Below are 17,522 nucleotides of genomic sequence, written 5' to 3' on the forward strand. Positions count from 1 at the left end.
GTATGTCGCACGAGTGTGACGAGGTTCGAAAAAAACTGTACAGCCGAAGCCGAAAAATCGAAAATGAGGACGCCGATGGCGGTAGCCGTCGGCGTCTGGATATCGCCAGCTGAACCGGCTTACACCGGCGCCGGCACCGGCAGTTCGCGATCGCCCATCAGCAGCTTGGCCGGGGTCATCGGCGTGGTGCGCAGGCGCTTGCCGGTTGCGTGGAAGATGGCGTTCGACACTGCCGCCGCCACGCCCACGATCCCGATCTCGCCTACGCCCTTGGCGCCGAGCTGCTTGCTCACGATGCGGTCGTCCTCTTCCACGAAGATCACGTCGATGTCGTGGATGTCGGCGTTCACCGCCACGTGGTATTCGGCGAAATTGTGATTCATGAAGCGCCCGTACTTTTCATCGGTATGGGTTTCTTCATGCAGGGCCTGGCTGATCCCCCACACCACGCCGCCGCTGATCTGGCTGGCAGCCGTCTTGGCGCTGATGATGCGCCCGGCCGCGATCGCGCTCACCACGCGGGTCACGCGCACCATGCCCAGCTTTTCGTTGACGCGCACTTCGCAGAACACGGCCGAGTGCACCGCGCGCGCGTACTTGCGCTGCTTGAGCATCTGCGGCGTCATGAAGAATTTCTCCTCGACGCTGTCCTTGCCCTCCTCACGCAGCACGCTGGCGATCTCGACGCGCCGCGCCGGATCTTTCTTGAGGAAGATGGCGCCGTCGCCGAACTCGACGTCGCGCATGCGGGCGCCATCGATGGGGGAATCCTTGATACCGGTCGCCATCTTGAGCAGCGTCTTCTTGAGCTTCTCGCAGGCGCCGTGCACGCCCGAGCCCACGGTCGCCATATGCGATGAACCGCCCTCGATCGGCGCCATCGGCAAGGTCGAGTCGCCCAGCTGGAAGGTCACCTTCTCCATCGGGAGACCCATCTGCTCGGCGGCCACGATCGACATCGCGGTGTAGGTCCCGGTGCCGATGTCGGTCGCCGCGCTGCTGACCACCAGGCGGCCGTCGGCATGCATCACGGCGCTCACGCGCGCCACCATGACCAGCGCATCCCAGATCCCGGTCGCCATGCCCCAGCCGACCAGCTCTTCGCCGTCACGCATCGCGCGCGGCTCGAGCGGACGCTTGTCCCAGCCGAAGCGCTCGGCGCCCTGGCGGTAGCATTCGCGCAGTTCCTTGGTCGAGTAGGGCTTGTCCTCGATCGGGGCGACGTCGGTGTAGTTCTTCAGGCGCAGGGCCAGCGGGTCCATCTTGAGTTCATAGGCCAGCTCGTCCATCGCCACTTCGAGCGCATGCACGCCGTGGGCGGCGCCGGGCGCGCGCATGTCCAGTGGCGTGAAGCGGTCATGCGCTACCACCTGGTAGCCCAGCTTGACGTCGGGGCACGCGTATAACTGTCCGGACCAGTTGACGATCACTTCCACATAATCCTCGAGGCGCGAGGTTTCCTGGATCGCCTCGTGCCAGATCGCCTTGAGCGTGCCGTCCTGGTCGGCGCCGAGGCGGACGCGGTGCCAGGTCTCGGGACGGTGGCCGAAACTGAACATCTGCTGGCGGGTGAGCACCACGCGCACCGAGCGCTTCAGCTGCAGCGCGCCCATCACGGCCAGCGGCAGCTGGTATTGCGGACGCAGGCCGGAACCGAAGGCGCCGCCCACGTAGGGATTGCGCACCGTGACCTTGTCCTTCGAGATGCCGAAGCCGTGCGAGACGTACCAGCGGCTGTTCTGCGAGCTTTGCGTCTTGTCGTAGATGGTCAGGTGGCCGTCTTCTCCGTAGATCACGGTCGAGGCGAACATCTCCATCGGGTTATGGTGCTCAACGCCGTTGTAGTACTGCGAGTCGACCTTGACCGGGGCACTGGCGAAGGCTTTTTCTCCATCGCCGGTGGAGCTGGGCGGCGTGAAGCCGGCCTTCATCTTCTTGGGTTCGTAGGCTTCGTCGAGGCGTTCCAGGTGGCGGGTCTCGTGCTCCTCGACGTCGTAGTGCACGCGCACCAGTTGGGCCGCGTGGCGCGCCGCCTCGAAGGTGTCTGCGATCACCAGCGCGACCGGCTGGCCGCTGTAGAAGATCTGGTCCGAGAACAGCGGGCGGAAAGGCGAGCCGGCGGGCGCGGTCATGTCCTTCCAGGCGATGTCGAAGGAGCGCATCTTGGGGCGGTTCTCGTGGGTCATCACCGAGATCACGCCGTGCGCGGTGAGGGCGTCGACGGTGTCGATGCGGGTGATGCGGCCCTTGGCCACGGTGCCGCTGACGACCACGCCGTAGCACAGGTCGGGGGCGAATACTTCGGCCGCGTACTGGGCCTGGCCGGTGACCTTGGCGCGGCCGTCGACGCGCGAGACGGACATGCCGCTCTTGACGCGGCCGGTGCCGGCCGGCGCGCTCGGGGCGCGCAATTCTGGAATCAGGTCGGTCATGCTCGGTCTCCCTCTGGATTGCGGCCGCTTCCGCTGGCGATATCGGTGCCGCGGGCGGCGCTGGTCAAGGCCTGGACGATGGCGTTGTGCGCCAGGGTCAGCTTGAAGTCGTTGTGGCCGTAGCCGCGCGCACCCTGCAGGATAGCGTCGGCCGCGGCGGCGAAGGCTTGTTCGCCGGCCGCCTTGCCCACCAGCTGGTCTTCGGCCGCTTCGATCCTCCACGGCTTATGGGCGACGCCGCCCAGCGCGATGCGCGCGGCCTTGATCGTGCCGCCGGCATCGAGGTCGAGGGCGGCCGCCACCGACACCAACGCGAAAGCGTAAGACAGGCGGTCGCGCACCTTGATGTAGGCGCTGTGCGCGATGAAGCGGTCGGCCTGCGGGACGGTGATGTGGGTGATCAGTTCGCCCTGCTGCAGGGTGTTGTCGATCTCGGGACGGTCTTCCGGCAGGCGGTGGAAGTCGGCGAAGGGGATTTGCCGCTTGCCGCTGCTGGACTGGACGTGCACGGTCGCGTCGAGCGCGCGCAGGGCCACGCACATATCGGACGGGTGGGTGGCGATGCAGGTCTCGCTCGTGCCCAGGATGGCGTGCTGGCGGTTGACGCCTTCCTTGGCCGGGCAGCCGGTGCCGGGCTCGCGCTTGTTGCAGGCGGTGCCGACGTCATAGAAGTAGACGCAGCGGGTGCGCTGCATCAGGTTGCCGCCATTGCTCGCCATATTGCGCAGCTGGGGCGAGGCGCCGGCCAGGATCGCGCTCGACAGCAGCGGATAGCGCTCGCGCACCAGCCGGTTGTAGGCCGTGTCGGCGTTGCGGGCGAGGGCGCCCAGCAGCAGGCCACCGTCTTCGCCGATCTCGACCTTATCGAGGTCGAGGCCATTGATGTCGACCAGCTGCGAAGGGCGCATCACGCCTTCCTTCATCAGGTCGAGCAGGTTGGTGCCGCCTGCGATCGGGCGCGCTTCGCCGGCGCTCAATGCCGCCAGCACACCGTCGAGGTCCTTCGATTGGGTGAAGATGAATGGATTCATGCGAGCACCGCCCCGGTCGTGAACGCAGGCTTGTCGCCACTTTGGTTCTTGCGCAGGTCCATCACCTGGATCACGGCGTCCGCGATCTGCGGATAGGCGCCGCAGCGGCAGATATTGCCGCTCATGAGTTCGCGCACGTCGTCGCGCGACTTAGCCTGGCCCTCGTTCATCAGGCCCACGGCCGAACACAGCTGTCCGGGGGTACAGTAGCCGCACTGGAAGGCGTCGCACTCGATGAAGGCTTGCTGGAGCGGGTGCAGGTCCTCACCCTTGGCCAGGCCTTCGACCGTGGTGATTTCCTTGCCGTCCTGCATGACTGCCAGGGTCAGGCAGGAATTGATGCGCTTGCCGTCCACCAGCACCGTGCAGGCGCCGCATTGTCCCTGGTCGCAGCCCTTCTTGGTGCCGGTCATGCCTGCGCGCTCGCGCAAGAGGTCAAGCAATGTTACCCAGGACTCGACATTGAATTCGCGGTCTTGCCCGTTGATACGCAGGCGGACCGGATACTGGTGGTGAAGTTCCATGGTCATTCCCTTCTATGAAGAGCCATGACCTTACCCGTGCCGCTGGGGCATCACGGTTAGGTGACGCACCCATTCCTGAGCTTAGTTGTAATTTTGCTCAGGGACCGCGGAATACCACCGTTTTGTTGCCGTCGACAAAGACGCGGCGCTCGATGTGGAACTTGACCGCCGTCGCCAGCGCCAGGCATTCGTTGTCACGGCCGACACGGGTCAACTGGTCGACCCGATAGTTGTGGTCGACCCGGGTCAGCACCTGCTCGATGATCGGGCCTTCGTCGAGATCCGGGGTGGCGTAATGGGCGGTCGCGCCGATCAACTTGACTCCGCGGTCGAAGGCTTGCTGGTAGGGCTTGGCGCCCTTGAAGCCGGGCAGGAAGGAGTGGTGGATATTGATGCACTTGCCGGCCAGGCGCCGCGCCAGCTCGTCCGACAGGATCTGCATATAGCGCGCCAGGATCACCAGCTCGGAACCGGTCTCCTCGAAAATCTCGAACAGGCGCGCCTCTTGCTGCGTCTTGTTGTCCTTGCTGACCGGCAGGAACACGAAGCGGATGCCTTCGCGCTCGACCATCGGGCGCAGGTCGAGGTGGTTCGACACCACCGCCGTGATCTGCATATTCAGCTCGCCATTGCGGCGGCGGTACAGCAGGTCGTCCAGGCAGTGGTCGGTCTTCGAGACCATGATCACGGTGCGCACCGGATCGAGCGGATCGAACATTTTCCACTGCATGTCGAGGCGGCCGGCCACGAGGTCGCCGAACTCGTCGCGAATGCGCTCGATCGGCGGCGAATTCTCTTGCTGACGGAACACGGCGCGCATGAAGAAGCGCGCGGTCGAATCGTCGTCGAACTGCTCCAGCGCGCAGATATAGCAGTCGCGCTCGGCGAGGAAGGTCGCCACGGCGGCGACGATGCCGGTGCCGGCCGGGCAGCTGGCGTTGAGGATGTATTCGATGCGGCCGGTGGACGCCGGGGCGATGCTGCTCATGAGTGATTCCTGTCGGTTAGGGGCTAAACACAATGTGCCCGTCCGTCACGCGACACCGGCCAGGTGGGCCGGCGGCAGCTCTGGTATCCGGCGCCGCCCGGTCGGCGGCGCTGGGAAGGCTATCTTGCGATGTTGTCAGAATATATAGAATGAGGGATGAGGCGGGCGCCGTCAAGCGTGTGCATCTCGCGTGCTACCATGCGCGCTTTTTCCTGAACAGCCATGTCGTCGCCAATGACCATCCGTCCGATGCAGCCCGCCGATCTCGATGCTGTCCTGCGCGTGCAGGCGGCCTGTTATCCGCCGCCGATGCAGGAGCCGGCCGCGGTGGTCAAGGCCCGGCTGGATGCTGCCGCCGCCACCTGCCTGGCCGCCTGCGATGCCGACGGCGTGTGCGGCTACCTGTTCGCCTATCCCTCGCGCCTTGGGTTGGTCACCGACCTGGGGGCGCCGTTCGAGCTTGCGCCAGATGCCGATACCCTGTACCTGCACGACCTCGCGGTCGACCCGCGCGCGCTCGGGCGGGGCCTTGCGCGCGCGCTGGTGGAATATTTGCTGGATCTCGGCCGCGGCCGGGGTTTGTCCCATGCCGCGCTGGTCTCGGTGCAGGACAGCACGCGCTTCTGGACCGGCTTCGGTTTCGTGGCGCGGATGACGGGCGATGCGGGCCTGCTCACCTATCCGGCGGGCGCGGTCTATATGGCGCGCCCGCTGGATTGATTCACTCGACGCGGCGCACCTTGGCCGAGGCGTTGGTGCCGTCCACGCGCATGAAGATGGTGCCGAACATATTGCGTTCGATGCTGACCTTGACGTCCTTGGCCGGCGCCAGGACCGCGTCGCTGCCGTCGACGACGCGCCACACCTGGCCGTTGGCCAGGCGGATCCGCGAGCCCGGGCCCCAGCCCTCGAAGTTGCCCACGATGGTGCTCTGCATCGACTTGGGCTGCGTCTCGCGCTGCTTTACCGCTTCCATGCCGAAGTTTTCCTCGGCGGTGGCCACCGGCGCCGCCGCCCTCGGCGCGCCTGGCGCCGCTGCCGCAGGACTTGCCGCGCCAAGGGGAATCGCGTCATAGCAAGCCACGCGCGCCGCGACGTCGGTCACGGCGCGGCATTTCAGGAGCGCAGCATCGTTGGCGAGCGCGGAGCCGGAGGCGAGGAGCAGTATGGCAAGAGGCAGGGCTTTCATCGGAATCCTAGGTAGTGGTGGAAGCTCGCCCCCGGACGGGGCCGGGAGCGGCTTCGATTATAGGGGATGCCGATGCCGGAGTGGAAATCGGGGGGCGGCCGGCAGACCGCTGCGGGACGTCCTATACTGCCGGGCGGCGCCAGGCACTTTCGGACCGTGGCGCCTCCAACACGAAGGAAGACCATGAACCCACAAGTGACCATCATCGCCACCCTGTATGCCAAGGCAGGCCAGGAAGCCGCGCTCGCGGCGCGCATGCACGAGATGGCGATAGAAAGCCGCAAGGAAGCCGGCTGCATCCTGTACGAGCTGCAGCGTTCGAACGAAGACCCGCGCGAATTCATCATGGTGGAATACTGGCGCGATGCCGAGGCGGTGGCGCTGCACGACGTCAGCGCGCACATGGCGGCCCTGGTGGCCGACCTGCCGGCGCTGGTCGACCGTCCGGTGGCCGTGCGCAAATATACTCCCGCCGGCTGAGCCCAGGCCTGCTTCAGGCGGCCCGGCCGAACAAGCCGATCTGCAGGCCACGCGCCATGCCGCGCGCCGCGTCGACCAGGGCGTCGGCGTCGGCGGCCGCGAACAGCGCGCCGGCCGTCTCTTCGAACAGGGCCAGCCAGCGCGCGAAGTGCGCCGGCGTGAGCTGGGGCATGGCCTGGTGCTTGCCGAAGACGTTGCCCCGAAATTCGCGCGCCTTGAGCATCGCGGTACTCCAGAACGACACCATGCGCTCCTTGTGGTGGTCCCATTCGCCGTCCGCGATCGCGCCAGCGAACACGGGACCAAGCAACGGATCGCGCCTGACCTGGTCGTAGAAGACGTCGACCAGCACAGTCAGGGCCGGGCGATCCAGGGGCAGGGGGAAGGCGTCGCGTGGGCTCACCGCCTTTATCCTGGTTTGCCGTCGAGCCGCGGACTGGCGAGCCAGGGCCCATAGCGCAGCAGGTAGATGACGAAGGCCAGCGACCACAATGCCGCCGACAGGGCCAGCGTGTGGCCGCGCGCCGGACCATCGAACAGGTTGGCGGCCAGCCGCGCGGCGACCGCCAGCGGCAGCAGCGCGAACATCGCCACCTCGGGACGCTCCGCCTGCAGGGTGCGGCCGGTATGGCCACGCGCGGTGCGGGTGATCATGGCGCCGATCATGCCCGTCATGGCGCCGGCCGCCAGCAGGTGCAGGGCGGCGCTGCCCGAGACCACGCCGACGCCAGCCAGGCCCAGGGCCATGAGGCCCGCCACCAGCATCGCATACGACAGGTGGAACGACCACAGGAGCGGCGTGCGCAGCGTCGACAGGGGATCCCACAGGAGGAAGCGCACGCCGTTCAGCACCGCCGCAATGACGCCCGCCGCCAGAAGCATCCAGCCGGGGGCCGCGGCCAGCCAGCACAGGGCCAGCACGGCGATCGAGACGATGCTGGCCAGGTCGAGCCGCGGCAGGCTGCGCGCGCGGCTGCCGGGTGCGCCATTGCGGGTGAACATGGGGCCGACCCGCCCGCCGATCACGGCCACCAGCAGCACCAGCAGCAGGATCGCGCCGTGCACGGGCGTCAGCGGCGAGACCGCGAGCACGCCGTGCATCGCCAGGTGGAAGACCAGGTTGCACACCCCCAGCAGGGCGATCACGAGGCAGATCGGCAGGTTGCGGCGGTTGTCGGCGCGCAGCAGCAGGCGCAGGATGACGCCCGCCACGGCGAACAGGAAGGCCACGTCGACCACCGCATACAGGAGCGGCGGCGCGCCGAGGGCGGCGCAGCGCCCCGCGATCCACAGCAGCACCAGGGCCTGCAGGCTGCGGCCGCGCGGTGTCGGCAGGCCGGTCCAGTTCTGCACCGCGGTCAACAGAAAGCCGGCGACCACCGCGACCGCGAACCCGAACACCATCTCGTGCACATGCCAGAGCAGGTCCACGGGTCCCTGGGGCAGCAGGCCCAGATAGGCCAGCAGCCAGGCCGGCACCGCCGCGGCGGCGAAGGCGGCGGCCAGCAGGTAGAAGGGGCGAAAGCCCAGCCGCCACAGTGGGGCATCGCCGGATGCCAGGCCGGGTTGGGAGTTGCGAGGCAGATCGGTGGCAGGGTTGGCGCGCATGCGGACCTCCTGGTTAAGATGCATTCACGATACATCAAAAAAAGGCCCGGCGGGACATCCTTTCGACCTAGTCCGAATGGATGAGTTGTCGAGAAATTTAACACTCGGCGCCAGTGTATTTACAGTGCTCGAAAAATATTTCGATAAATCAATGAGTTGCCGCCGCCAGGTTCATAGGCCCGGTTCTTGCTCATCCATGGTGAGTAACCATGAGGAGCGTGTCGATGTTTCGTATTACCCCGTTGTTGTTCGTGGCCGCGCTGCTGGCCCAGCCGGCGCAGGCCGCCGTGACGTATTCCTGGCAGCAGGTCGAGGCCTCCGATTCGATGCCGCCCGGCCTGAACCTGGAACTGGTGTTCTCCGATGCGGCGGTTGCGCAGGGCAGCCTCTACCTCGACTTCACGAATATGTGCGACCTGGACGGACCGTGCCTGAATCCCCAGGACAGCCTGCTGTCGCTGCGCTACTGGTACGAAGAGCCGTTCTCGGGCGATTACCGGCACAACTACATCGACTACGGCTACCGCCAGCTGCCGCAGCACTACTATGACAAGATCAAGCTGGACGTGACCTTCCTGCCCGGCGGTCTGCTCAGCGGCGACATCTTCGCCACCGATGGCAATTCGCACTTCACGCTGGGCAGCGCGGGCAGCCTGTTCACGGTGCTGGACGCGCACAGCGACGAGCCCTTCGGCTGCGCCTACGACAGGCCGGCCTGCTCGGGCTCGTCCGGCCTGCTGGTCGGCGAACCGAAGAAGGGCGAAGTGCCCGAGCCGTCCAGCGTGCTGCTCACCGGCCTCGGCCTGGCCGCAGCCTGGCTTTCCCTGCGCCGGCGCCTGGGGCGCTGACTCAGACGGTCGGCGCCAGCAGCGCCGCGGTGTCGGCCGCGCCCATGCGCTGCGCCAAATCGTGGGCGCTGACGCCGTCGGCATCGCGCCGTGACGGGTCGGCGCCGCGTTCGATCAACAGGCGGGCGATTTCGCTCCGGTTGAACATGGCGGCGAACATCAGCGCGGTTTTGCCCGCCGGTCCCGCATGGTCGGCGATCGCGCCGTGGTCCAGCAGCAGCTTCGTCACCGCCAGGTCGCCCTTGAAGGCGGCGCCGTGCAGCGGCGTCTGGGATGCATCGTTCATCAGTTGCGGATCGGCGCCATGCTCCAGCAGCACGCGCGCGGCCTCGTGGTGGCCGTGGTAGCAGGCCAGCATCAGGAGGCTGTCGCCGCGCTCGTTGCGCAGATTGGGCGGCAAGCCCTTGGCCAGCAGGGCGCCGAGCGGTTCGGCCTCGCCGGCGCGGGCGTGCTGGAACACCTTGCGCACCCATTCGAGGGTGGCTTCGTCGAGTTCCGCCGGCGCGGCCGGCGGGGTGGTTTCATTGGCTTGCATGCTGGCCCTGGAAGTCACTGTGATGCTTGATTAAAGCACATCCGAGGCGGCCACGCAGGCTGCGCTTCAGGCTTGCTGGCGGCTGGCCGTGTGCTCGGCCGCTTCCCACAACCAGGCCGGCAAGGCCAGCGCCGGCAGCAGCATGCCGGTCACCAGCGCCGCATGCCAGCCATATTCGGCGTAGATCCAGCCGCCGAGGGCAGAGCCGAGCGCGCCGCCGGCGAAGAACAGGGCGAAGTACAGGCCATTGAGGCGGCTGCGGATTTCGGCGCCGAGGGCGAACAGCGCGCGCTGGCCCAGCACCAGGTTGGCGGCGACGGCGGCGTCGAGCGCGATGGCAGCCACGGCCAGCAGGCCGAGTGCCAGCGGCTTCGAATTCGGCGCCGCATCTGGCCCGAGCAGCGGCAGCGTGAAGCTCAGCGCGCCGACAGCCAGTGCGATCGCAGTGGCGCCCAGGGTATGGCCAGCATCGGCCAGGCGGCCGGCAATCGGCGAGGCCACCGCGCCGGCCATGCCCACCAGGGCGAACAGCGCGATCCCGTTCTGGCTCAGGCCGAAGTCCGGGCCGGCCAGGGCTTGCGGCACCACGGTCCAGAACAGGCTGAAGGCGCCGAACAGGCCGGCGTGGTACAGCGCGCGGCGGCGCAGCACGGCGGTATTGGCCAGCACCGGCCACAGCGAGGCGATCAGCGCGCCATAGCGCTGGGTGGCGGCCGGCCGGCGCTGCGGCAGCTTGAAATGCAGCACCACGGCCAGCAGCAGCACCAGCGCCGCGGCGATCTCGAACACGGCCTGCCAGCCACCGAAGCCGGCCAGCACGCTGGCCACCGGCCGCGCCACCATGATCCCCAGCAGCAGGCCGCTGACCACCTTGCCCACGGTCTGGCCGCGCGTCGCCTCCGGCGCCAGGTGGGCCGCGAACGGCACCAGCACCTGGGCCACCACCGCGCCAAGGCCGATGGCCAGTGCGGCCAGCAGGAACTGCCAGGCCGCGCTGGCATTCGCGGCCAGCGCCAGCGCGGCGCCGGTGGCGACCAGGCCGCTCACGATCAGGCGCCGGTTCTCGAGCAAATCGCCCAGCGGCACGATGAACAGCAGGCCGAGACAGTAGCCGATCTGGGTGAGGGTGACGACCAGGCCGGTGGCGCTTGGCGGCATGCCGAGGGCGGCGCCGATCGGGGCGACCAGCGGCTGGGCGTAGTACAGGTTGGCGACGATGATGCCGGCGGCGGCGGCCAGCAGCATCGTCATGCCGCTCGAAATCTGTGTTTGGGTGCTTGTTGTCATGGCGTGTTCCTCGATGGGGTATGTGAACGGTTCCATTCTAGGCAGGCATGAGGCAAAGATAATTAGGGCATAATGCCCACATACAATTCATTTAATGTGAACAATCATGGACAAGGTGAAGGCGATGCAGACCTTCGTGCGGATCGTCGAAGCCAACAGCTTCACCAAGGCCGCCGAATCGCTCAACCTGCCGCGCGCTTCGCTGACGGCGACCATGCAGAACCTCGAGCGCCACCTGGGCGCCCAGCTCTTGCAACGCACCACGCGCCGGCTGTCGCTCACGCAGGACGGTGAGCGCTACTATGAACAATGCGCCGCCATCCTGGCCGCGATCGACACGGCGGAAGCCGATTTCCTGGGCGTCGACGGACGCCGCATGCAGGGACGGCTGCGGATCGACCTGCCGGGCGCCCTGGGCCGCGCCATCGTGCTGCCGCGACTGGCCGAATTCCGTCGCGCCTGGCCCGGCATCGACCTTTCCATCGGCATGGGCGACCGCCTGGTCGACCTGACCGGCGAGGGCATCGACTGTGCGCTGCGGGTGGGCGAGCTGCAGGATTCCAGCCTGGTGGCGCGCCGCATCGGCCTGATGCGCTTCACACTCGCGGCCACGCCCGGCTACCTGGCGCGGTGCGACGTGCCGGCCTCGGTCGACGAGTTGGCGGGGCACGACGGCATCGTGCATTTCTCGGGCCGCACCGGGCGTGCCTTCGACTGGGAGTTCGAGGAAGCGGGTGGGGTGCGCAAGGTCGCCGTGAAAGGCGGTATTTCGGTCAACGACGCCGACGCCAACCTGATCCTCGCGCTGCAGGGCCTGGGCCTGGCCCAGCTGGCGCGCTACCAGCTGCGCGGCCAGGAGGGCCGGCTGGTCGAGGTGTTGCCGGGCGTGTGCCCGACGCCGATGCCGGTGTCGCTGCTGTATCCGCAGGGGCGCATCGCCAATCCGCGCCTGCGCGCCTTCGCCGATTGGCTGGCAGGCGTGTTCGAGGCCGACCCGGACCTGCGCCTGGCGCACGATTGAGGGTCCGCAAGCGGCGGCGGCGGACGCCACCGCACCATGGGGCGCTGATTGCCCTACAGGAGACCTCATGAAAGCCGGCGCCTGGATAGCGCTCGCGGCCTGCATGCCGGCCGGCGCGCTGGCCGCGATTCCCTATGTGTATCCGTTCAATGCCATGACCGGCCAGGAAGTGGTCGAGCATCGGCTCAAGGAGCCGAAGACCCAGCTTGACTACATCAACCGCGAAAAGGTGGACGCTTACCTGAACGGCATCAAGGATGCCGGCCATGGCCGCGAATGGTGCCTGGCCAGGCCGGTGCTGCCGCAAGAATTGAATGTGGCCGTCGTGCGCCGCCTGAAGGCGACGCGCAAGCCGGCCGAGCTGAAGGAGAACGCGGCGCCGCTGGTGCTGGCCGAGCTGCGCCGGCGCTTTCCCTGCCCGAAGCCGGGCAAGAAGAAGCGCTGACCGGACTACCCCTGGATCAGAAGTCCACGTTCATCGACACCCACAAACGACGACCATCCATATTGTTGACGTACACGCTGCTATAGGTCGGCGCCGCCGTCGGCGTCGACTGGTAAGGACGGTAGTCGACGAAGTCCTTGTTGAGCAGGTTGTAGACGGCGGCATTGATCGAGATGGTCGGGCTGAGCTGGTAGGCGGTGCCCAGGTGCAGCATGCCGTAGGCCTTGTAGTCGCCCAGCGTCGCCTTGGCGGCGCGGGTGGCGGCCGAGGTTCCCGGATCGCGATAGCGCTCGCTGCGGTACTCGGCGCGCAGCCACGTGTTCCACTGCGGCGAGATGTCCCAGGTCAGGCGCGCATTGAGCGAGTGCTCGGGCGTGTCGGACAGCGGTTTGCCGGCGCTGGCGCCGCTTTTCTGCTCGCTCTCGGTATAGGTGTAGTTCGCGCTCGCGGCCCAGCCGGCGGCGATCGGGAAGCGCGTCGCCAGTTCCAGGCCGCGGGTCACCGCCTCGTCGACGTTGATCGACTGGCCGAATGCATCGACGTTCGGCCAGTTGCCGAAGCTGACGCAACCGGGGCGGTTGGGTCCCAGGCGGTAGGTACAGTTCAACAGGCCAGTGCCGCTGGTGATCTTGTCCTCGAACTCGTTGTTGAACACGGTGACATTGGCGGTCCAGCCGGCGCCGTTGTCGAAATAGGCGCCCAGTTCGGTGGTCACGCTGGTCTCGGGTTTCAGGTTCGGGCTGCCGACCAGGGGAATCGTGCCCTGGCCGCCGAAGCCGTTGATGCCGGGCGAGAGCTGCTCGACGCGCGGGGTTTTATAACCTTTGCTGATGCCGCCCTTGAAGGTCCATTGCGGCGACGTCGTCCACACCAGGTAGGCGCGCGGGCTGGTCTGGCCGCCGAAGATGCTGTGGTCGTCGTAGCGCGCGCCGAGGGTCAGGGCCAGGCGCTCGTGGAAGCGCCATTCGTCTTCCAGGAACAGCGCTTTTTGAGTGAAAGCGAATGCTTCGGGCGCGACGCCGTCGACCATCTCGGCATCCCAGTGCTGGGCGCCGATGGTGGTCAGGTGATTACCCCATGGGACCAGCAGCTTGGTGTCGAACACCTTGCTCTCGACTTCCAGCACGCGCGCGGCGCCCGCGACCATGCCCGGCGTACCGGGCGGGATGGTGCGGCCGATGGTTTCGGTCTTGTTGACCATATAGCTGCTGTCCCAGGTGCCGAACGGCAGGCGCGCCTTGTAGGCCAGGGTGGTCTGGTCGCGGTTGTATTTCTGTTCCGGGCCGTAGCCGCCTTGCACGCTCTGGGTGCCGACCTGGCCGCGCGAATTGTCATAGGTCTGGCGGGTGCGGTCGGCGTCCAGGGTGAACTCATGATAGCGGTTGGGCGTGAACGCCAGGCGCGCGCCGACGTTGTCGACCTTGGCCTTGACCGGATTGGAACCCATGTTCAGGTTCACTTCGCCGTTCTGGTTGTCGTAGCTGAGCGTTGCTTCGTTGCGGCGCAGGACGCTGCCGCGCAGCGCCAGGCCCAGCACGTCGGTGGCGATCGGGCCGTTCAGGTAGAACTTGGCGCCCTTGACGTCGCCGAACCGCGATTCTTCTTGCAGGGTGTAGTCGGCCGACACCGTGCCGCCCCATTGCTTTCCGACCTTGCGCGTGATGATGTTGATCACGCCGCCCATCGCGTCCGAACCGTACAGGGTCGACATCGGGCCGCGGATGATCTCGATGCGCTCGATGGCGCTTACTGGCGGCATGAAGCTGGTCGAGGTGCCGCCAAAGCCGTTCGGGGTCACGTTGCCGGCGGCATTCTGGCGCCGGCCGTCGATCAGGATCAGGGTGTAGTCGCTCGGCATGCCGCGCACGCTGATGTTCATGCCCCCGGTCTTGTCGCCGGCAGCCGCGACGTCGATGCCTTCCACGCTTTCCAGGGCCTGGGCCAGGTTGCCGAAGCGTTCCTTCTCGAGCTGATCGCGGGTCAGCACGGTGATCGAGGCCGGCGCTTCGCGGATGGTCTGCTCGAAGCCGGAGGCCGAGATGACGACGGTCGCCATGTCGGCCGGGGCGGCGTCGACGCCGACATTGGCATGGGCGGCGAAGGGCAGGGCGCCGATGGCGAGGCTGAGCAGGGAGCGACGCAGCAGCGGCGCGTGGTGGCTAGGTGTGGGCATCTCGATTCCGTTGTAGTTTTATGGACGTGTGACGACAGCTGTAAATCTATGTAAAGAGGTCTAACCGGCAACATTCTAAACACAAATACGAATCATTCCTATTCTTATTTGTGACTAGGTAGCAAGAATGAGACGAAACGCCCCGGCCAAACGGCCACTGCGCAGGCGGTGGTGCAGTTCCAACGCCGTTTCGCTTCGGTCGGCCCGGGCGATCGCGTCTAACCGCAGCAGCACGTCGTCGGGACGGGTGCATTCGCGCACCAGCGCCGACGGGGCGTAACGGCGTCGCGCTCACCTCGGGAGGGAAACGGCATGCGTCGGAGGGAATACCTGCGCATCGTACTGATGGCCGCCGTGGTCATGCGAGTCGCGTGCGGAGCGGCCGCGTCCGTCGTCCATACGCCCTTGCCGCAACTGGCGATCCTCGCTTCATGGGGTCGCAATCGCGCGTCGTTGTCGGCTATCATGCCGGGTGCGTCAGGGACGAGGCTGTCGGTCCCTGGGCACAGCGCCCCATTGTCATTACAGTCCATACAGGAGCACCTATGAAGAACACCATGATCCTGGCCGCGACCCTCGCCGCCGCCGCCGCGATGCCCGCGGCCCACGCCAGCGCCGACCTGGCCAAGGCCAAGGCCTGCATGGCCTGCCACACCGTCGCGTCGAAGCTGGTCGGCCCGTCCTACAAGGATGTCGCCACCAAGTATGCGAAGGACGCCGGCGCCGAGGCGCGCCTGGCGCTGAAGATCCAGAAGGGCAGCAGCGGCACCTGGGGTCCGATCCCGATGCCGGCCAACCCGCAGGTCAGCGATGCCGAGGCGCAGACGCTGGCCAAGTGGATCCTGGCGCAGAAATGACCGGCGCTGTTCGCGTTATTTAGGCATGTGGCGCGGATCAGTCCGCCTTGACGGCGGCCTGCAGTAATTGATGTGGCGCAGCAAGGCTGCCCATATCGAGCACCCGCCGCCAGCCCGAGTAATGGGACAGATACCGGCTGGCAACGCCGTGGAAACGCACCAACCAGCGCTTGAAGCGGCTGTGCCAGCCGTTGACATGGTTCAGGTGGACCGCGCCGCGCGCCCGCTCTCCGGCGCGCAGGTTAATCGTTTCGTGGTTGACGCCATGGCGCCTGGCAAATGCACGATAAGCGGCGGCGCCGTCGCTGATCAGCAACGTGGCCGGGGCCAGCACCGGCCCCAGGCACCCATCGAGCTCGATGCCCTTGACCGGACCGCGCCCGCAATGGAAATCCAGTGCCGCGCCATCGCGCTCGCAAGCGATCAGCAGGCAGTCGTGATCGCGGCCGATGCCGCGGTGGCTGGCCACGCCGCCCCTCCGCCGCGGCGGCCGGGTCAGCGTGCGCGATTCTTTTTGCGACTCCAGCAGATAGGTTTCGTCCGCTTCGACCACGCCAGCGAGGTGCGCGGCACGCTCGTGAATGAAGCCGGTCACCATCCGGTGTCGCCAGCGAAAGCTGGTGGTGCGGTGCACCTGGGCAGTCTCGGCGCTGGCGCGCACGGTGCGTGAATCCAGCAGGCACTGCAGGTAAACGAGCCAACGTTCTTTCTTGCGCAGGTGTGCCAGCGGGGTCACGCTCAAGGCGTTGTAACTGCGACCGCAAGCCAGGCAGCGCCAGCGCTGCAGGCCGCTGGCGTGCCCACAGCGATGCGAACGCGTGCCGCCGCACCGAGGGCAGCATTTTCCGACGGCCGCCTGTTCGATGAGCACGATACACTTGGCCGCGGCGTCGGCGGTATCGTCGAATGTGGCGAGCCAGGCGCGTAGTTCTGAGCGTTCGCTATCGTCCAGCGGGACGCCACGCAGGGCGGCAAACAATGTACCGAAATCAAAATTGGCCACAGCCGCCTCTTCGGGATCACTCGATAGTGCTGAGACCCGACTGGACCAGGAAGGTTCGCTGAAATAACGCGAACAGCGCCAAATGACCGATCCGCGGCGCTGCACGGCGCCGCTGCCGCGCCACTGGCGCGGTCCTTGCATACGGGCGAGGCACCTGAACGACAGGACCCGCCCATGTTCCTCCAGAACGACGTCATCGAGTATCTCGATACTCCCGGCCGTCCGCTCCGCATCCTGTGGATCGACCCGGCCGGCGCCCAGGCCTATACCTATGCGTTGGGCATTCCAGGGGCCGTGCCCCGGCCGGCGTCCCTGCGCGTCCTGTACGCCGCGCTGCGCGAGCGGCGCGCGCGCCTGCTGCGGCCCGATCCCTGGCGCGCCGTCAGCCCCGCGGCCGCTCCGTCCGATAGCCAGCGCCGCTACCAGCTGAAGGCCTGGAACGCGGTGCGCGCGCTGCACCAGGACCTCCCGGCGCTGTACCTGCCGCGCGAGCGCGCCGCCTTGTTGGCGGCATGCGGCGTCGCGCACGGCATCGCGCCCGCCAGCATCATGCGCTACCTGCGCCGCTACTGGGAACGGGGCCAGACCATCGATGCGCTGCTGCCGGACTTCGCCAATTCCGGTGCGCGCGGCAAGACGCGTGAAGCGCGCGCCGGCGTCAAGCGCGGCCGGCCGCGCAAGGGCGCGGCGCCGGGCGCCAATATCGACGGCGCGCTGCGCGCGCTGTTCCGGGACGCGGTGGCGCGCTACGCGGCGACGCACCGCAGGTTCTCGCCGGCCGCGGCCTATCGCCAGATGCTGGCCGAGCACTTCGTCGACGCCGCGCCCGACGCCATCCCGAGCTACGGCCAATTCAGCTACTGGATCGTGCGCGACGGCTTGCTGCCACCGGCCTGACGGGGCGTCGGCGGCCGCCCGCCGCGGTGCATCGATTATTTCTGCAACCCAATAAGGTGCGGTTCGACGCCACGGCGGTGCATGGCCGTGGCGGCGGACGTTCGCGTGTCACATGGCCGCCGCCGCCGGGGCCGCTGCACTGTCGGCGCCAGTGAATATGAATAATGTTTGCGCTGTCACAAGCCGACCATCACTCCGCAGCTT

The 17,522-nt window shown here is 67.1% G+C and carries 18 protein-coding genes; 7 read left to right on the forward strand and 11 right to left on the reverse strand.

Annotation, left to right across the window (positions count from 1 at the left end; translation table 11 throughout):
- Nucleotides 1–119 precede the first annotated feature (119 nt).
- The 4 genes from SOM61_RS11025 to purU all read right to left on the reverse strand — a co-directional run bounded on the left by SOM61_RS11025 (nucleotide 120) and on the right by purU (nucleotide 4,975).
- Nucleotides 120–2,432, reverse strand: a complete 2,313-nt coding sequence (locus SOM61_RS11025) for a xanthine dehydrogenase family protein molybdopterin-binding subunit (protein ID WP_320474134.1) — start codon at nucleotides 2,430–2,432, stop codon at nucleotides 120–122.
- A complete protein-coding gene (locus SOM61_RS11030) occupies nucleotides 2,429–3,463 on the reverse strand; it encodes an FAD binding domain-containing protein (protein ID WP_320474135.1) in 1,035 nt (344 codons plus the stop codon). The genes SOM61_RS11025 and SOM61_RS11030 overlap by 4 nt, the downstream gene beginning before the upstream one ends.
- A complete protein-coding gene (locus tag SOM61_RS11035) occupies nucleotides 3,460–3,987 on the reverse strand; it encodes a (2Fe-2S)-binding protein (RefSeq protein ID WP_320474136.1) in 528 nt (175 codons plus the stop codon). The genes SOM61_RS11030 and SOM61_RS11035 overlap by 4 nt, the downstream gene beginning before the upstream one ends.
- Before the next feature lie 97 nt (nucleotides 3,988–4,084).
- Entirely contained in the window at nucleotides 4,085–4,975 is an 891-nt protein-coding gene (gene purU / locus SOM61_RS11040) for a formyltetrahydrofolate deformylase (RefSeq protein WP_320474137.1), read from the reverse strand.
- 222 nt (nucleotides 4,976–5,197) lie between these two features.
- Between purU and SOM61_RS11045 the strand changes: the two genes are divergently transcribed.
- Nucleotides 5,198–5,695 carry a GNAT family N-acetyltransferase gene (locus SOM61_RS11045; protein WP_320474138.1) on the forward strand — a complete coding sequence of 166 codons (498 nt, stop codon included), beginning with the start codon at nucleotides 5,198–5,200 and terminating at the stop codon, nucleotides 5,693–5,695.
- 1 nt (nucleotide 5,696) lies between these two features.
- On the opposite strand, the gene SOM61_RS11050 is transcribed toward SOM61_RS11045, so the two are convergent.
- The gene (locus SOM61_RS11050) at nucleotides 5,697–6,164 is read right to left on the reverse strand and encodes a hypothetical protein (RefSeq protein ID WP_320474139.1); all 468 of its coding nucleotides are present in this window, start codon (nucleotides 6,162–6,164) and stop codon (nucleotides 5,697–5,699) included.
- 183 nt (nucleotides 6,165–6,347) lie between these two features.
- On the opposite strand from SOM61_RS11050, the gene SOM61_RS11055 reads away from it, so the two are divergent.
- Complete coding sequence (locus SOM61_RS11055; RefSeq protein WP_320474140.1) at nucleotides 6,348–6,644, forward strand: putative quinol monooxygenase; 297 nt, start codon at nucleotides 6,348–6,350, stop codon at nucleotides 6,642–6,644.
- Between the two features lie 13 nt (nucleotides 6,645–6,657).
- Here the strand turns inward: SOM61_RS11055 and SOM61_RS11060 are convergent, their stop codons facing one another.
- Complete coding sequence (locus tag SOM61_RS11060) at nucleotides 6,658–7,047, reverse strand: group III truncated hemoglobin (protein WP_320474141.1); 390 nt, start codon at nucleotides 7,045–7,047, stop codon at nucleotides 6,658–6,660.
- Nucleotides 7,048–7,052: 5 nt separating this feature from the next.
- Entirely contained in the window at nucleotides 7,053–8,252 is a 1,200-nt protein-coding gene (locus tag SOM61_RS11065; protein WP_320474142.1) for an NnrS family protein, read from the reverse strand.
- A gap of 224 nt (nucleotides 8,253–8,476) precedes the next feature.
- On the opposite strand from SOM61_RS11065, the gene SOM61_RS11070 reads away from it, so the two are divergent.
- Complete coding sequence (locus SOM61_RS11070; RefSeq protein ID WP_320474143.1) at nucleotides 8,477–9,100, forward strand: PEP-CTERM sorting domain-containing protein; 624 nt, start codon at nucleotides 8,477–8,479, stop codon at nucleotides 9,098–9,100.
- A gap of 1 nt (nucleotide 9,101) precedes the next feature.
- On the opposite strand, the gene SOM61_RS11075 is transcribed toward SOM61_RS11070, so the two are convergent.
- Together SOM61_RS11075 and SOM61_RS11080 are read right to left on the reverse strand one after the other, a co-directional pair.
- The gene (locus SOM61_RS11075) at nucleotides 9,102–9,635 is read right to left on the reverse strand and encodes an ankyrin repeat domain-containing protein (RefSeq protein WP_320474144.1); all 534 of its coding nucleotides are present in this window, start codon (nucleotides 9,633–9,635) and stop codon (nucleotides 9,102–9,104) included.
- 66 nt (nucleotides 9,636–9,701) lie between these two features.
- Nucleotides 9,702–10,922 carry an MFS transporter gene (locus SOM61_RS11080; RefSeq protein ID WP_320474145.1) on the reverse strand — a complete coding sequence of 407 codons (1,221 nt, stop codon included), beginning with the start codon at nucleotides 10,920–10,922 and terminating at the stop codon, nucleotides 9,702–9,704.
- A gap of 106 nt (nucleotides 10,923–11,028) precedes the next feature.
- On the opposite strand from SOM61_RS11080, the gene SOM61_RS11085 reads away from it, so the two are divergent.
- Entirely contained in the window at nucleotides 11,029–11,943 is a 915-nt protein-coding gene (locus SOM61_RS11085; protein ID WP_320474146.1) for a LysR family transcriptional regulator, read from the forward strand.
- 67 nt (nucleotides 11,944–12,010) lie between these two features.
- On the forward strand, nucleotides 12,011–12,388 hold the full coding sequence (locus SOM61_RS11090; RefSeq protein WP_320474147.1) for a Rap1a/Tai family immunity protein: 378 nt from the start codon (nucleotides 12,011–12,013) through the stop codon (nucleotides 12,386–12,388).
- Between the two features lie 16 nt (nucleotides 12,389–12,404).
- On the opposite strand, the gene SOM61_RS11095 is transcribed toward SOM61_RS11090, so the two are convergent.
- On the reverse strand, nucleotides 12,405–14,561 hold the full coding sequence (locus SOM61_RS11095; RefSeq protein WP_320474148.1) for a TonB-dependent receptor domain-containing protein: 2,157 nt from the start codon (nucleotides 14,559–14,561) through the stop codon (nucleotides 12,405–12,407).
- Nucleotides 14,562–15,106: 545 nt separating this feature from the next.
- On the opposite strand from SOM61_RS11095, the gene SOM61_RS11100 reads away from it, so the two are divergent.
- Nucleotides 15,107–15,418, forward strand: a complete 312-nt coding sequence (locus SOM61_RS11100) for a c-type cytochrome (protein ID WP_320474149.1) — start codon at nucleotides 15,107–15,109, stop codon at nucleotides 15,416–15,418.
- A 37-nt stretch (nucleotides 15,419–15,455) separates the two neighbouring features.
- On the opposite strand, the gene SOM61_RS11105 is transcribed toward SOM61_RS11100, so the two are convergent.
- Nucleotides 15,456–16,421, reverse strand: coding sequence for an IS1595 family transposase (locus SOM61_RS11105; RefSeq protein WP_320474150.1), 966 nt, complete (start codon nucleotides 16,419–16,421; stop codon nucleotides 15,456–15,458).
- 174 nt (nucleotides 16,422–16,595) lie between these two features.
- On the opposite strand from SOM61_RS11105, the gene SOM61_RS11110 reads away from it, so the two are divergent.
- Nucleotides 16,596–17,318 (forward strand): hypothetical protein, encoded by a 723-nt coding sequence (locus SOM61_RS11110; protein WP_320474151.1) that lies wholly within the window; start codon nucleotides 16,596–16,598, stop codon nucleotides 17,316–17,318.
- The last annotated feature ends 204 nt before the right edge of the window (nucleotides 17,319–17,522 follow it).

The organism is Massilia sp. CFBP9012 (assembly GCF_034045115.1).
Lineage (GTDB): Bacteria > Pseudomonadota > Gammaproteobacteria > Burkholderiales > Burkholderiaceae_D > Telluria.